This window comes from Peribacillus sp. B-H-3 (genome assembly GCF_048572925.1).
Taxonomy (GTDB): Bacteria; Bacillota; Bacilli; order Bacillales; family DSM-1321; genus Peribacillus.
Window position 1 is genome coordinate 1,942,353 of record NZ_CP183879.1, and the last position, 15,640, is coordinate 1,957,992.

A 15,640-nucleotide genomic window follows, 5' to 3' on the forward strand; every position below is an offset into this window, starting at 1 on the left:
TGTGAGGGGGAGTAGACAGTGAGCTCAATTGCAAAAAAAATTCAGGAACAGCAATATGAACAGCAGCAACAGCGGCCAGTAAGCCAGGTCGTGGCGGTCCGGAAAGCCAAAATCAGTTTTGGGGAAGTTATATTATTGTGTGCGTTAGGCTTAATGATTGCCTTTGCAGGTGTGAAAATCATCACCAACCAATCTGCCATTTATCAAACCAATAAGGACATCCAGCAAGCGGAAGCAAAAATAGATGAACAGGTGAAAACGAATAATGACCTGAAAGTGCAAGTTGGAGAGCTTAGCACATACGAACGGATCTGGAAAAAAGCTGCAGAACTCGGACTAAAGCTGAACGAGAAAAATGTGAAGGTTGTGCAGAAATAATGCAGATGAAACAAAAAAATATGAAGAGCGGAGCTGCGATATTATTTCTAATATTCGGCCTGCTCTTTTTTATATTAATATTCCGTTTTGTTTATATTGAAGCCACCGGGAAAGCAGGAGGCCAGGTTCTGGCAGCTAAAATAGAAAAAAAATATAAAAAGGTGCATCCGATAGAAGCTGAAAGAGGGAGGATCCTGGATTCAAAAGGCGAGGTAATCGCTGAAGACACGTCATCTTTCACACTTAAGGCCGTGTTGGACAAATCTGTGACATTGAATAAGAATAAACCGAACAATGTGGTAGATCCTGAAGGAACGGCAGAAAAGCTTTCTAAGTATATTAAGATGGACAAGGAAGCTATTTATGAAAGGCTGACCAAAAAAGGCGCGTTTGAAGTAGAATTAGGGTCTGCCGGCAAGGATTTATCCAATGATGTGAAGCAAAAAATTGAAAAGCTCGCGCTTCCCGGCATTTACTTTGCCAGGGATAATAAGCGCTTTTATCCCAATGGAGTATTTGCCTCTCATTTAATCGGTTTTGTAGAGAAGGATCCTGATACAGGAAAAACAGCCGGAAGACTCGGCATAGAAAAATATTTGAATGATTATCTGAAAGAGAAAAACGGAAAAATCACTTATAACAGCGATTCCTGGGGAGTGCTGCTGCCAAACAGCAAACAGCATGTTACACCTCCAAAAAACGGAAAAAATGTCACTTTGACAATCGATAAAAAAATTCAGACCTTCCTTGAGGACTCACTTACTAAAGTACAGAAAAAATATAATCCAAAGGATATCATTGCGATAGTCTCTAATCCGAAAACGGGGGAAATCGTGGCGATGAGCCAGCGTCCGACCTTCCACCCGCAAACAAGGGAAGGGCTTGCGGATACCTGGCATAACCTATCAATAGAGGAAGCATTTGAACCGGGTTCAACCATGAAGATATTCACGCTTGCAGCTGCTGTGCAGGAAAATGTTTTTGATCCAAACGGTACATATACCTCTGGCAGCTATAAAGTGCCCGGATCGATTCCGATAAAAGATCACAGCGGTATACCAAAGGGGAAAACCATGACCTTCCTTGAGGCAGTGCAGCGTTCCTCCAATGTAGGATTTGCGACACTTGGCATGGATAAATTGGGTCCTGACAGATTGAGGGATTATCTCACCAAGTTCGGGCTCGATAAGAAAACAGGCATCGATCTCCCCTATGAAGCAAATAGCAAGATTCAATATAAGTGGAAGCGGGACAAGGCGTCCACAGCATTTGGACAGGCTTCTGCAATAACCCCGATTCAGCAGATCCAAGCGGTCTCAGCTGTGGCCAATAATGGGAAAATGATGAAACCATATGTTATTAAATCGATTTCTAGCCCGGATACTAAAAAGGTAATAGAAAAAACGAAGCCGTCTGTGGCAGGCGAGCCAATTTCTGCTGAAACGGCAAAGAAGGTCCGCGAGTATCTCGGAACAGTCATCACAGCGAAACACGGAACAGGGCAAAAATATAAAATTGATGGATACGAAGTTGCCGGAAAAACCGGAACAGCACAAATGTCCGGTCCTGGCGGAGCCTATTTGCATGGCAAAAACAATTATGTTTTCTCATTTATGGGAATGGCACCGAAAAAGGATCCTCAGCTTGTCATGTATGTGGCTGTAAAACAGCCGCAGCTTGCCGGAAACGAAGTGGGCTCAGATCCCTTGTCGGAAATTTTTGATCCGGTCATGCAAAACAGCCTGCAGTACCTGAATATCAAGCCGTCAAATCTTAAAGATGAAACGGCAGAGAAAATAGGCGATTACCGTGACCAAACAACCAGCTCGGCTAAAGCTGATTTAACCAATAAAGGATATGACGCAGTAGTTGTGGGCAAAGGGAAGATGGTCATCGATCAATCCCCTAAACCAGGCAGTATGCTGCTTGAGGGTGAGAAAGTGATTTTAAGGACAGAAGGAAGCATGACAGCGCCTGATATGACAGGATGGTCTCTTCGTGACGTAATGAAGGTCGCAAGTATTGCGGGACTTGATCTAAATGCCTCTGGAACGGGGTATGTCAGCAGCCAGAACCTTAAAGCTGGAAAAGTAATAAAAGAGGGAACCTACTGCATTGTAAACCTTAAGAAACCAAGTGATATTAATATGCTGAAAACAGAAAAAAAGAAAGATGAAGTACATGACTGATTTTTACAGTCTTGTGCATGAAAGGCCCCGGCACGGAAGGTATCTTCCGTGCCGGGGCCTTTCTTTTTTGATTAAAGGTATATGCTTATCTGTTTTTTGAAGCATTGATATTTTTGTGTAATGCCTGCATCCAAACAAGCATATAGTTGTACAAGCTGATATTGGAGGTGTCTTTTTTGCGCGTTTCAAACGTAACTGTCAGAAAAAGACTGGCTATTGCATTAGTGGTGGGGCTTGCTGTTTTTTTAATCATTGATATTCGCCTGGGCATTGTCCAATTTTATCTGGGAGACAAGCTGACAAGCCTCGCAAAGGATTCGTGGAGCAGAAATATACCGTTTGAGCCCAAAAGGGGTGAAATACTGGACAGAAATGGAGTGAAACTTGCGACAAATATCTCAGCACCGACTGTCTTTGTTATTCCTAGACAAGTTGAAAATGCCGAGGATACCAGCAAGAAGCTTGCATCCATTCTTGATGCCAATACAGAGAGTGTGTATAAGTTAATTACGAAATCAGAAATGAGCGTAATTATACCTGATGGCAGGAAAATCTCCCATGAAAAAGCAAAACAAATCAAGGCTCTCGGGTTAAAGGGTGTATATATAGCCGAAGATTCAAAACGGCATTACCCTTTTGGGGAATATTTATCACATGTGCTTGGGTTCGCAGGATCGGATAATCAAGGGTTAATGGGTATCGAGCTCTCCTATGATAAAGAGCTTAGCGGCAAAAAGGGGTATGTGAAGTTCTACTCGGATGCTAAAGGGAAAAGAATGAAAAACATGGCGGATGATTATAAAGCGCCCGAGGATGGAGATAATCTAAAACTGACAATTGACAGCAAAATCCAAACCATTATGGAAAGGGAACTGGATAATGCCCAAGCGACTTATGACCCAGATGGCATAGTGGGTATAGCGATGAATCCGAATACGGGGGAAATATTAGCTATGTCAAGCAGGCCAACCTTTGACCCTGATAATTTCCAAAAGGTCAAACCAGAGGTTTATAATCGGAACCTGCCTGTTTGGAGTGCGTATGAGCCAGGTTCTACATTTAAAATTATTACCCTTGCTGCCGCAATAGAAGAGAAAAAAGTAAACCTGACAAATGAGCATTTTTATGATTCCGGTCATGTGGAAGTCGGGGGGGCCAATCTGCATTGCTGGAAAAGGGGAGGGCATGGAGACCAGACTTTTCTGGAAGTTGTAGAAAATTCCTGCAACCCGGGATTCGTTGAGATGGGGAATCGTTTGGGCAAAGATAAATTGTTCGAGTATATCCATAATTTTGGTTTTGGAGAGAAAACCGGAATAAATCTTCAAGGGGAATCCAAGGGGATTATGTTCAATATGGATAGAGTGGGGCCAGTGGAACAGGCTACGACGGCATTTGGACAAGGAGTTTCTGTAACACCCATACAGCAGGTAGCAGCTGTGTCTGCAGCAGTCAATGGCGGTACCTTGTATACGCCATACATTGCCAAGGAACTGATTGATCCCAAAACTGGCAAGGTCTTGATGGAAAAAAAGCCGCAGGCAAAAAGGAAGGTCATTTCCGCTAAAACGTCCGCTGAAATCCGTAATGCGCTGGAATCTGTAGTCGCAAAGGGAAGCGGAAAAAAAGCTTTTGTGGAGTCTTATAGGGTTGGCGGTAAAACTGGAACTGCGCAAAAGGCGCAAAACGGAAAGTACCTGGAAAATAACTACATCGTGTCATTCATGGGTTTTGCTCCAGCAGATAAGCCTGAAATTGTCGTGTACCTTGCTATTGACAATCCAAAAGCCGCGGTAAAATTCGGCGGAGTGATTGCAGCTCCGATCGTAGGGAACATCATGGATGATTCACTGAGGGCGTTAGGGGTGAAACCCAGGAAACAGCAGATTGAAAAAGAAACAACCTGGCTTGATCCTGTGATGATTAAAGTGCCTAATATCGTGGGAATGAGCAAAAAGGATCTGCAGACACAGGATGTGAACCTTCAGCTCGATATTGCAGGAACTGGGGATAAAGTCATAAAACAGGCTCCAGATGCCGGTGTAAAGGTGAAAGAAGGATCAACTATACGAATATATCTTGGCGAAAGCGGAGAATAAGTATAAAATAATACAAGGATGATTTGAAGCGGCTGTAGCTAATCAGCCGCTTTGTTTACGGAGGAGATGGAGCAGAGGCATAATATTGGTTACAGATAGTCCTCGACACGCACTGCTCTCCTCCTTTATAATTAATAGCTCTAAACAGGTTGAAAGGGATGGAAAAATGAAGCTTCACAAGTTACTTTCTTATTTACACTCTTTATCAGTATTCGAAGGTGATAATCCAACTATCACTTCAATAGAAAACGACCACCGGAAAGTCAGGACAGGAAGCTTGTTTGTTTGTATCAAAGGATACACCGTAGACGGCCATGATTATGCACAATCTGCCGTTGAAAATGGAGCAGCCGCCATTTTGTCTGAAAAACCTCTTCCTTTAGATGTGCCGGTCATTGCAGTACGGGATACACAAAGAGCTATGTCTGTTTTGGCAGATGCTTTTTATGAGCATCCGACCCAAAAAATCCGTTTGATTGGCATTACAGGCACAAATGGCAAAACAACAACCTCTCACTTGCTGGAAAAGATCTTTCACGATGATAAGCAAAAAACTGGATTGATTGGAACAATGTATACAAAAGTCGGGAGCAAGGTATACAATACAAAAAATACTACACCTGACAGCGTCACCCTGCAGCAGACTTTTCATGAAATGGCAGAGTCATCTGTAGATACAGCAATCATGGAAGTATCTTCACATGCCCTTGAACTGGGACGGGTCCATGGCTGTGATTTTGATATTGCTGTTTTTACGAATCTTACACAAGATCACCTGGATTTTCATGGAACGATGGAGAACTACAAACATGCCAAGTCTCTTTTCTTCTCACAGCTTGGAAATGCTTATTTGGAAAACAGGCCAAAGTTTGCGGTTATCAATGCTGATGATGATGCAGCTCTTGATTTCATCAAAGCCACTCCTGCACATGTGATTACATATGGGATCGATCAGAAAGCGGATATTATGGCAAAGAATATCAGCATCACTTCCAAAGGGACTTCGTTTACCCTGGAGGCACCTGGTATTTCTAGAGAAGTCCATCTCCAGCTTGTCGGTAAATTCAGTGTTTATAATGTGCTTGCAGCTGCAGGTGCAGCTTTATACGCCGGAATATCCCCAGGTAGCATCATTTCATCAATAGAAGAAATCAAAGGGGTTTCCGGCCGATTTGAACTTGTGCAGGCTGGACAGGAATATTTGGTAATTGTGGATTATGCACACACCCCGGACAGCCTTGAAAATGTTTTGAAAACCATTTTGGAGTTTGCAAAAAAGAAAGTGTATGTGATTGTAGGGTGCGGAGGGGACCGCGACAAAACGAAAAGGCCAATCATGGCGCAAATTGCCTGCAGGCTGGCCACAGACCCTATCTTCACTTCAGATAATCCGAGAAGCGAGGATCCGCTGCAAATTCTGAGAGACATGGAAGCAGGGGTAAAGGGAGAAAAGTACACAATTATTGCGGATCGCCAAAGCGCTATAGATTTTGCGGTTTCGAAGGCAGCAGAAGGCGATGTAATCCTTATTGCAGGAAAAGGCCATGAAACTTATCAGCTGATCGGCAATCAAGTACTGGACTTTGATGATCGCGAAGCGGCAAAAAAGGCAATACTGAAAGCGAATTGATGTTTCAGTTTATTGACAGTTAATATTTAAAAATGCTTTCTGTTCAAATCTAAGGAAAATTGCATTCTGAAAAAAACTCCGGTAACATATCCTGGAAAAGATGAAGAGATCGGCACGATACAAAATCAGTACTTTAATGAGTTAGGAATGAGGTAGTAAGGCATGCAGGAACAAGTGATTTTTTATACAATATTAGCAGGTTTTATAATAACGGTAATTCTATCTCCTGTGTTTATACCGTTTCTGAGAAGACTTAAATTTGGACAAAGCATCCGTGAGGAAGGGCCTAAGTCACATCAGAAAAAATCTGGAACACCGACTATGGGCGGCCTGGTGATATTGCTGTCTGTCACGATAGCAACATTGGCCATCACGCTTAAATTTTTTAAGCCATCTGTTGAAATGTACCTTTTATTGATGGTGATGCTTGGTTTTGGCCTGCTTGGCTTTCTGGATGACTTCATCAAGGTAGTCATGAAAAGAAATCTTGGATTAACATCAAAACAAAAATTGGCTGGACAGATTATCATATCTGTTATTTTTTATTTCGTATACAAGAATACAAGCCATTTTATTCCGGAGATAGCCATCCCTGGAACAGATCTTTCCATACATGTAGGCTGGTTTTATTTATTTATCATCATTTTCTGGCTTGTAGGATTTTCTAATGCAGTTAACCTGACAGATGGCCTTGATGGCCTTGTTTCAGGAACCTCTGCAATAGCTTTTGGGGCATTTGCAGTGCTTGCCTGGAATCAGTCTCAATATGATATAGCAGTCTTTTCGCTTGCTGTAGTGGGCGCTGTGCTGGGTTTTCTGGTATTTAACGCACACCCTGCAAAAGTATTCATGGGCGACACTGGATCTCTTGCATTGGGAGGGGCTATTGCAGCAATCGCCATTCTTACAAGGATGGAGCTCCTGCTAATTATCATCGGCCTGGTATTCGTAATTGAAACACTCTCAGTTATTCTTCAGGTGGCATCTTTTAAAACAACAGGAAAGCGTATTTTTAAAATGAGTCCCTTGCATCATCATTATGAACTTGTTGGCTGGTCGGAATGGAGAGTCGTAGTAACATTCTGGTCTGTAGGCCTGCTTTGTGCAATACTCGGAATCTACTTGAAGGTGTGGTTGTAATTGAAAGAGACAGCTAAATATTCTCAGAAAAAAATATTAGTCCTGGGGCTGGCAAAGAGCGGGGTTACCGCTGCCTCCCTCCTGCATAAGCTCGGCGCATTTGTAACGGTAAATGATATGAAGCCATTATCTGAAAATCCTGAGGCACAGGGTCTGCTTGAGCAGGGAATTAAGGTAATTTGCGGAAGCCATCCTATAGAACTTTTGGATGAAGGTTTTGAAATGATCGTGAAAAATCCCGGAATCCCTTACCGAAACCCCCTGATCCAGGGAGCTATCCAACGAGGGATCCCTGTCATTACCGAAGTTGAATTGGCTTACCAAATAAGCGATGCTCCCTTTGTGGGTATTACGGGAACAAATGGCAAAACTACCACAACGACCTTGATTTTTGAAATGCTAAGGGAAGGCAATAAACTTCCTCTAATTGCAGGGAACATCGGAACAGTGGCTTCCGGGGTCGCGGAAAAGGCGATGAAAAACAACACGATTGTCATCGAACTTTCATCTTTCCAGTTAATGGGCATATTGGAATTTAAACCTCATATTGCCATCATGACAAATCTATATGATGCTCATCTGGATTATCATACTTCAAGGAGCGAGTACGCGCAGGCGAAAGAAAATATTACTAGAAATCAGACAAGTGAAGATTATTTCATTTACAATGCCGACCAGGAAGAGGTTGCTGCTATGGCTGCAAGGTCTAATGCAGAGCTTGTGCCGTTTTCTGCGGTAAATAAGCACGAGAATGGGGCATATATTGAGGATGAATATATGTATTTCAGAGGAGAAAAAATTATTGCTCTCTCCCAAATCGCATTGCCCGGAAAGCATAACCTTGAAAACATCCTCGCTGCCGTCTCTGCTGTTAAGCTAAGTGGAGCTTCCAATGAGGCAATTGCAGGCGTACTCAGCACATTCCATGGTGTGAGGCACCGTCTTCAGTATGTGGAAACCATCCAGAAAAGAAAGTTTTACAATGATTCAAAGGCAACAAATATCCTGGCGGCATCAAAGGCACTGGGTTCTTTCAAGGATCCTGTGGTATTGCTTGCTGGGGGACTGGACCGGGGCAATGAGTTTGATGAATTAATACCCGCTCTTAAACATGTCAAGGCGCTGGTTACTTTTGGAGAGACGGCCGTGAAAATTGAGCGTGCTGCTAAAGAAGCAGGAATATCTATTATAAAACGTGTCGATAATGTAGAAAAGGCAGTGCCGGCCGCTTTCGATTTATCAGACGAAGGCGATATCATTCTTCTCTCCCCGGCTTGTGCAAGCTGGGATCAATATAAAACTTTTGAACAAAGAGGAGACATGTTTATGGAGGCCGTGCATAAGCTTAACTAAGAGCTTTTTCATACAAGCATTACCTGAGCTTAGCATAAGGAAGAATCCTTCCATTCGGCATCCTAGAGGAAAAAGCGATAATTTTATGTATCGCTTTTTTTTTGGCTTATCAGACTGCAGTCCTGATATTCGGTTTTCTCTTATGAAACCGCCAAAAGCTCATGATTTCAGCTCTAATATCTTCCTAGAGGTGTTAACTTGTGCCCATAAAAAAATCCAATCCAGATCTGATTTTGATCATTGTTACATTAAGTCTTTTGGCAATAGGGCTAATCATGGTTTACAGTGCCTCTGCAATATGGGCAGCTTATAAATTTGATGACTCCTTTTATTTTGCCAAAAGGCAAATGCTTTTTGCTTTTGTTGGCGTCATTGCCATGTTTTTTATTATGAATGTGGATTATTGGACATGGAGGACCTGGTCTAAAGCATTAATTATTATTTGTTTTGTATTGCTTTTGGTGGTGCTGATACCAGGCATAGGGGTCGCTAGGAACGGATCACGGAGCTGGATAGGGGTCGGGGCATTTTCCATCCAGCCTTCAGAATTCATGAAGCTTGCAATGATAGCCTTTTTGGCAAAGTTTCTTTCTGAAAGACAAAAGCTGATTACATCATTCAGAAAAGGCCTGCTTCCCGCATTAGCCCTTGTATTTACTGCTTTTGGGCTGATTATGCTGCAGCCTGATCTTGGGACAGGTACAGTGATGGTTGGAACATGCATCGTCATGATTTTTATTTCTGGTGCGAGAGTAAGCCACTTTGGTGTTTTGGGTCTGCTGGGCCTTACTGGCTTTGTGGGACTGGTTTTGTCAGCGCCTTACCGGATGAAACGTATTACTTCCTTCCTGGATCCGTGGCAGGATTCCCTTGGCAGCGGGTTCCAAATTATCCAATCGCTCTATGCCATCGGTCCTGGCGGTCTGTTCGGACTCGGGCTCGGCCAGAGCAGGCAAAAATTCTTCTATCTTCCTGAACCGCAGACAGATTTTATCTTTGCCATACTCTCAGAAGAATTGGGGTTCATCGGAGGCTCCCTGGTTATCCTGCTGTTTGCACTTCTGCTCTGGAGAGGCATAAGAATTGCGCTGGGGGCACCCGATCTATATGGAAGCCTGGTTGCTGTAGGGATTATTGCCATGGTTGCCATCCAGGTAATGATAAATATCGGTGTTGTAACAGGGCTGATGCCCGTAACAGGCATCACACTTCCGTTTTTAAGCTATGGAGGTTCATCATTGACTTTAATGCTGATGGCCATCGGCGTTTTACTTAATATAAGCCGATATTCCCGATATTGACACACTTAGAAGTTCCGTTATATGAGCGGAGCTTTTTTTTCATCTTTTATGAGAATTAGGTCGGATTTGTATAAAAAATAACCATTTTTACCATGTAAGTTTAAAACGGATTTTATAAGTATTTATTGGCATTAGAGCATTGTTTAGACTATAGTATAAGAGGGTAAAGCCTTCAGTGCATATCTTTATTCAAGGCTGCCTGCTTTATAAAAATGGTCTGGCGTTGCATTAAAGCACTGGCAGGAGGATGCTGGATATTTTACCTTTTGACTGATTTTAATACATGGGCTGAAGAAAGACTGCGGGCGGTCCTATCCTTTATATACATATAATTAACACTGACAACTGCATTAATGATATGTTAAAATGTCCGCTCATAAAAATCCAGGAGTCGCAGAGGAAAATCCCGCTGGCCTTTGAACAATGGCCGGATCAGCGGGCAGCTTTAATTGCAGGGTGCAAAAATGAAACCGGCAGTGAAAAGGAGCATGCTTCCGCAAAGCAGGGTCTAAAAGGAAAAGATGAACCCATGGAAGCAATGTGGAATACGATAAAATTATTTGAGACAATTGCAGGAGGATTACAATGAGAGAAGCAGCTGAACAGCTAAAGGAAATGCAGGTTGGAAAGGTACTTGAAAACGAACCGCTTTCTAACCATACAACAATGAAAATTGGCGGCCCTGCGGATTTATTTATCGAGCCGTCATCCGTTGAAAGTCTTGAAAATGCCATGAAGGTCATTAAGGAACATCATATGAAATGGCGTGCAATCGGAAGGGGCTCTAATCTGCTTGTCTCTGACGAAGGAATAGAAGGAGCAGTTATCAAGCTTGGAAAAGGCCTGGATTCTCTAGAGATAAACGGGACCGAAATTACCGTGGGCGCTGGATTTTCGCTTGTCAGCCTTTCTGTACAGATCAGCAAAAAAGGATTGGCTGGCCTTGAATTTGCGAGCGGTATTCCCGGTTCAGTCGGCGGGGCCGTTTATATGAATGCAGGAGCCCATGGCTCGGATATTTCCAATATCCTGAAAAAGGCATACGTTTTATTTGAAGATGGCACTTTTTCCTGGCTTAATCGCGAGGAAATGGAGTTTTCCTACCGCACATCGGTTCTTCAGAAAAAAAGACCAGGCATTGTCATCCAAGCTGTCTTTGAATTAACTGAAGGAAATAAAGAAGTAATCACCGAAAGGATGCAGCAGAATAAAAATTACCGCAAAGATACCCAGCCATATAATCTTCCCTGCGCAGGAAGCATTTTCAGAAATCCGCTTCCCCATCATGCAGGCCGCTTGGTCCAGGAGGCCGGACTAAAAGGGCATTCTATCGGAGGTGCGCAAATATCGGAAATGCATGGAAATTTCATCGTAAATGCTGGCAATGGCCGTGCTGAAGATGTGCTGGCTCTTATTCAGCACGTAAAGGATACAGTGCTTGAGAAATACGGAGTGGAAATGGAAACAGAAGTTGAAATTATCGGCCGGAAATAGAAAAATCCATATTTTCACTTTTTAACATATGTTATAATTTACCTGGAAAACCCTGGTTTTCAGGCATTTTCTGTTCGGATTTCTTAACAAGACAAGCCGGTTGATAAAAAGAGTCTATTGGTTTCAGGAAGAGGTGAGAGGGATGGAGAACGGGAAAATTATTTCCATTGAAGACCGCATCCCCAAGCTTAAACAACTGAGAAAAAGAAAAGCAAATAGAAGGCTGATTTTGCTGCTTGCTGCTTTTTTCATTCTCGTCGCCTGCATATTATATTTTCTTTCTCCTTTAAGCCATATTCGAACCATTAAAGTTGATGGCAATCGCTATATTGCTTCAGAGAAGATCATAAAGTCAAGCAAGCTGTCAAATGATACAAGCATATGGAATATAGATAAAAAAAGTACCATTGCCCTAATAAAGAAGTATCCGGAAATAGATACAGTGAAGATTTCTTCCCTTTTCCCGAACACCGTGAAAATCAATGTTACCGAATATGAACGCATTGCATACATTTCGAAGGATCATTTATTTTATCCTGTCATGGAGAACGGCAAGATCCTGACACCGTTAAAAAAGAAGGAGATCCCTGTATATGCGCCTGTTCTTATAGATTTTTCTGAGGGGAAAGCTTTGAATAAACTGCTGTCGGAGCTCGAAAAGCTTCCGCAGGAAATCAGGAATTCCATATCGGAAATCCATGATGACCCGACGAAAACTGATGAATACCATATTACAATGTTTATGAATGACGGTTTTGAAGTTAGTGCGACAAGCCCAACGCTTTCAGATAAAATGGTACATTATCCCGCAATTGTCAGCCAGTTGAATAAAAACGTCAAGGGAGTTATTGACCTTGAAGTTGGTTCTTTCTTCAAGGCCTATAAAACTCCAGGACAGACTGATGGAAGCGAGAATGATAGCAGCGGAAACTAGGGTTATATAGCTTAGTCACTATGATTAAAACTTGGCTATACTACTTGGGGGAAGCTGCCCTTTGCTCATGAAGCGGAAGACCCTTTGCTCATGGCGGAACAGCGTCTGCAGGCGGAACCTTCGGAAGCCTGGGAGCGGGGAGGCTCTGCGAAAGGCCCTTCCACCTGATGAAATCAGCAGGAAAGTTTTGCAAAGCATATTTCTTTATCCTGGAAAGGGCAAGTTTAGCTTTTCTAGGCTTACTTCTTGGTGTAGACTTGTATGTAGCCTCCCGCATAGCACGGAGGGAGATGGAATCCTTAGTTCCCATATTAGAATTCTATTGCTGTTTCATAAAACTATTATAAAAATCATAAAAAGTTGAAATTTTAAAAGGGAATAGACACTGAGTGACGAATAATAAAGTAATGTATAACAATTGAAAAGGCAGGAATAGCTTGCCCTTAACAAGAGAAAAAAGGCTTGAAAAGCCAAAAGGCAAGAACAGTCAGCTCCTTTTTTTATATTTTTGGTAGTAATTTGCAGACAAGTATACTATCCTTTACTCTATAAGTATTTTAATATAAAAAAGAACCGGTATATAATCAGCTGAAAACGTTCAATAATGAAGGAGGTGCCATGGAATGAGCAGCAGTGAAATTTATGTAAGTCTTGACATCGGTACATCCAGTGTAAAAGTTATCATTGGGGAAATGGTCAATGACTCGTTAAACATAATTGGAGTAGGCAATGTTAAATCTGATGGTTTAAAAAAGGGTTCAATCGTTGATATAGATGAAACGGTGCAATCCATTCAGCGTGCAGTGGAACAGGCCGAAAGAATGATAGGAATGGAAATTAAAAACGTAGTTGTCGGAATAAGCGGAAACCATGTATTGCTTGAGCCTTGCCATGGGGTAGTGGCTGTATCAAGCGAAAATAAAGAAATAACAGAACATGATGTTCAGCGTGTTAGAGAAGCGGCAGAACTGGTGACCATCCCTTCCGATAGGGAAATCATAGATGTATTGCCTATTCATTACAAAGTTGATGAACTGGATGAAATCAGTGATCCAAGAGGCATGATCGGCGTGCGCCTGGAAATGCGGGGAATATTGATTACCGGATTGCGGACTATACTACATAATTCGTTAAGATGTGTTGAGAAAGCTGGATTGGAAATTACAGACATAGCACTTCAGCCGCTTGCAGCAGGTTCACTTGTCCTTTCAAAGGACGAAAAGGAATTGGGTGTAGCGCTAGTGGATATTGGCGGAGGTTCTACTACTCTGTCTATCTTTGAACAGGGTTACCTTAGATATGCCTCTGTCATCCCGATAGGCGGAGAAACCATCACCAAGGATCTTTCCATCGTACTCCGCACGACTACTGAAGATGCAGAGAAAATCAAAATTAAACATGGACATGCATTTTATGATGATGCCGCAGAGGATGAAGTGTTCAATATTCCAATTATCGGAAGTGACCAGCAGCAGCCTTGCAACCAGCTTATGATTTCTGAAATCATTGAAGCGAGGATGACTGAAATATTTGATCTTATCCAAGAGGACCTAAGCCGGCTTGGCTATCAGGATGTTCCCGGAGGTTTTGTGCTGACAGGCGGTGTGGTGAAAATGCCTGGGGTCCTGGAGCTTGCACAGTATGTTTTCCAAAACCGGGTACGGACTGCTGAGCCAAACTATATCGGGGTCCGGGAGCCGCAGTATACAACAGCAGTCGGTCTGATCAAATTCGCATGCAAAAAAGCAAGAATGCAAAAAAACACCTCAAAAACTCCTGTTGCAGCGGGAGGGGCCGTTTATGAAAAAAATGAAGCCCGTCCCCAGAAGCAGCAGCCGCAGCCACCAAAGGAGCGGACTGAAAAGAAACAGGCAGAAAAAGGTGAATCTAAGTTCAAAAAAATACTAGGTTACTTTTTTGAATAATATCGAATAAATACGGATATACGGGATTTCGTCAAAATAGGAGGATTGTCATGCTAGAGTTTGATTCTAATTTAGAGCAATTAGCTACAATAAAAGTCATTGGGGTAGGCGGCGGAGGAAATAACGCAGTTAACCGGATGATCGAGCACGGCGTACAGGGAGTAGAATTCATTTCAGTCAATACGGATGCCCAGGCTCTCAATCTATCAAAAGCAGAAATTAAAATGCAAATCGGCGGAAAGCTGACCAGGGGCCTCGGTGCAGGCGCAAATCCTGAAGTAGGGAAAAAGGCGGCTGAAGAAAGCAAGGAACAAATTGAAGAAGCTCTCCGCGGAGCAGATATGGTCTTTGTAACTGCAGGAATGGGCGGAGGAACTGGAACAGGAGCTGCTCCAGTCATTGCGCAAATCGCTAAAGATCTGGGAGCATTGACTGTTGGCGTTGTAACACGTCCTTTTACATTTGAAGGACGCAAACGCTCCACACAGGCACAAGGCGGAATTTCTTCCATGAAGGAATCAGTAGATACACTGATTGTCATTCCGAATGACCGGCTTCTTGAGATTGTTGATAAAAGCACTCCAATGCTCGAAGCATTCCGTGAGGCGGATAATGTTCTCCGCCAAGGTGTTCAGGGCATCTCTGACCTGATAGCTGTTCCCGGTTTAATCAACCTGGATTTTGCTGATGTAAAAACCATTATGAGCAATAAGGGATCTGCTCTGATGGGCATCGGTATCTCATCAGGAGAAAACCGCGCGGCGGAAGCAGCAAAGAAGGCAATCTCAAGCCCACTTTTGGAAACCTCTATCGATGGGGCGCAAGGCGTATTAATGAATATTACGGGCGGAACCAATCTGAGCCTGTTTGAGGTTCAGGAGGCAGCAGATATCGTTGCAACAGCTTCGGATCAGGATGTTAATATGATTTTCGGATCGGTCATTAATGAAAACCTGAAGGACGAAATCGTTGTCACTGTTATTGCCACAGGCTTTAATGAAGTGGAAGTGCAAGCAAGGCCAAATGCTATGCGCCCTTCTTTCGGGCAGCAGCAATCAAGACCTGCTGGAACCATGAAAAGAGAGCCAGAAAGAAAAGAGCAGACTGAACAGCCTGCAAGAAACAACAATCAAAATCAGGCAGAGGAAGCTTTGGACATTCCAACCTTCCTTCGAAACAGAAACAGAAGAAGATAAT

12 protein-coding genes are annotated in these 15,640 nt (G+C 42.9%); all 12 read left to right on the plus strand.

All coding sequences use genetic code 11. The features are described from left to right. Positions 1 to 18 precede the first annotated feature (18 nt). The 12 genes from ftsL (at position 19) to ftsZ (ending at position 15,639) form a co-directional block, all read left to right on the plus strand. Positions 19 to 378, plus strand: coding sequence for a cell division protein FtsL (gene ftsL, locus ACN6MY_RS09655; RefSeq protein WP_419883753.1), 360 nt, complete (start codon positions 19 to 21; stop codon positions 376 to 378). Then, the gene (locus ACN6MY_RS09660; RefSeq protein WP_419883754.1) at positions 378 to 2,567 is read left to right on the plus strand and encodes a penicillin-binding protein; all 2,190 of its coding nucleotides are present in this window, start codon (positions 378 to 380) and stop codon (positions 2,565 to 2,567) included. Before ftsL ends, ACN6MY_RS09660 begins: the two co-directional genes overlap by 1 nt. 176 nt (positions 2,568 to 2,743) lie before the next feature. Continuing rightward, positions 2,744 to 4,666: a stage V sporulation protein D gene (locus ACN6MY_RS09665; RefSeq protein WP_419883755.1), complete on the plus strand. Its 1,923-nt coding sequence runs from the start codon at positions 2,744 to 2,746 to the stop codon at positions 4,664 to 4,666. 166 nt (positions 4,667 to 4,832) lie between these two features. Beyond that, a complete protein-coding gene (locus ACN6MY_RS09670) occupies positions 4,833 to 6,296 on the plus strand; it encodes a UDP-N-acetylmuramoyl-L-alanyl-D-glutamate--2,6-diaminopimelate ligase (RefSeq protein WP_419883756.1) in 1,464 nt (487 codons plus the stop codon). A gap of 162 nt (positions 6,297 to 6,458) precedes the next feature. Next, a complete protein-coding gene (mraY, locus tag ACN6MY_RS09675; RefSeq protein ID WP_419883757.1) occupies positions 6,459 to 7,436 on the plus strand; it encodes a phospho-N-acetylmuramoyl-pentapeptide-transferase in 978 nt (325 codons plus the stop codon). After that, the gene (gene murD / locus ACN6MY_RS09680; RefSeq protein WP_419883758.1) at positions 7,437 to 8,789 is read left to right on the plus strand and encodes a UDP-N-acetylmuramoyl-L-alanine--D-glutamate ligase; all 1,353 of its coding nucleotides are present in this window, start codon (positions 7,437 to 7,439) and stop codon (positions 8,787 to 8,789) included. A gap of 200 nt (positions 8,790 to 8,989) precedes the next feature. Then, complete coding sequence (gene spoVE, locus ACN6MY_RS09685; RefSeq protein WP_419883759.1) at positions 8,990 to 10,090, plus strand: stage V sporulation protein E; 1,101 nt, start codon at positions 8,990 to 8,992, stop codon at positions 10,088 to 10,090. Between the two features lie 358 nt (positions 10,091 to 10,448). Then, positions 10,449 to 10,679: a hypothetical protein gene (locus ACN6MY_RS09690; RefSeq protein WP_419883760.1), complete on the plus strand. Its 231-nt coding sequence runs from the start codon at positions 10,449 to 10,451 to the stop codon at positions 10,677 to 10,679. After that, positions 10,676 to 11,584 carry a UDP-N-acetylmuramate dehydrogenase gene (murB, locus tag ACN6MY_RS09695; protein ID WP_419883761.1) on the plus strand — a complete coding sequence of 303 codons (909 nt, stop codon included), beginning with the start codon at positions 10,676 to 10,678 and terminating at the stop codon, positions 11,582 to 11,584. The genes ACN6MY_RS09690 and murB overlap by 4 nt, the downstream gene beginning before the upstream one ends. Positions 11,585 to 11,726: 142 nt before the next feature. Beyond that, positions 11,727 to 12,518 (plus strand): cell division protein FtsQ/DivIB, encoded by a 792-nt coding sequence (locus tag ACN6MY_RS09700; protein ID WP_419883762.1) that lies wholly within the window; start codon positions 11,727 to 11,729, stop codon positions 12,516 to 12,518. A 623-nt stretch (positions 12,519 to 13,141) separates the two neighbouring features. Then, positions 13,142 to 14,443, plus strand: coding sequence for a cell division protein FtsA (ftsA, locus tag ACN6MY_RS09705; protein WP_419883763.1), 1,302 nt, complete (start codon positions 13,142 to 13,144; stop codon positions 14,441 to 14,443). 50 nt (positions 14,444 to 14,493) lie between these two features. Next, positions 14,494 to 15,639 carry a cell division protein FtsZ gene (gene ftsZ, locus ACN6MY_RS09710; RefSeq protein ID WP_419883764.1) on the plus strand — a complete coding sequence of 382 codons (1,146 nt, stop codon included), beginning with the start codon at positions 14,494 to 14,496 and terminating at the stop codon, positions 15,637 to 15,639. The last annotated feature ends 1 nt before the right edge of the window (position 15,640 follow it).

Excerpts from the sequence above, each read along its gene's own strand:
- ACN6MY_RS09700 (WP_419883762.1), top strand. The coding sequence starts at position 11,727 with ATGGAGAACGGGAAAATTATTTCCATTGAAGACCGCATCCCCAAGCTT.
- ACN6MY_RS09670 (WP_419883756.1), top strand. The coding sequence starts at position 4,833 with ATGAAGCTTCACAAGTTACTTTCTTATTTACACTCTTTATCAGTATTC.
- ACN6MY_RS09690 (WP_419883760.1), top strand. The coding sequence starts at position 10,449 with ATGTTAAAATGTCCGCTCATAAAAATCCAGGAGTCGCAGAGGAAAATC.
- mraY (WP_419883757.1), top strand. The coding sequence starts at position 6,459 with ATGCAGGAACAAGTGATTTTTTATACAATATTAGCAGGTTTTATAATA.
- ftsZ (WP_419883764.1), top strand. The coding sequence starts at position 14,494 with ATGCTAGAGTTTGATTCTAATTTAGAGCAATTAGCTACAATAAAAGTC.
- ftsA (WP_419883763.1), top strand. The coding sequence starts at position 13,142 with ATGAGCAGCAGTGAAATTTATGTAAGTCTTGACATCGGTACATCCAGT.
- murB (WP_419883761.1), top strand. The coding sequence starts at position 10,676 with ATGAGAGAAGCAGCTGAACAGCTAAAGGAAATGCAGGTTGGAAAGGTA.
- ACN6MY_RS09660 (WP_419883754.1), top strand. The coding sequence starts at position 378 with ATGCAGATGAAACAAAAAAATATGAAGAGCGGAGCTGCGATATTATTT.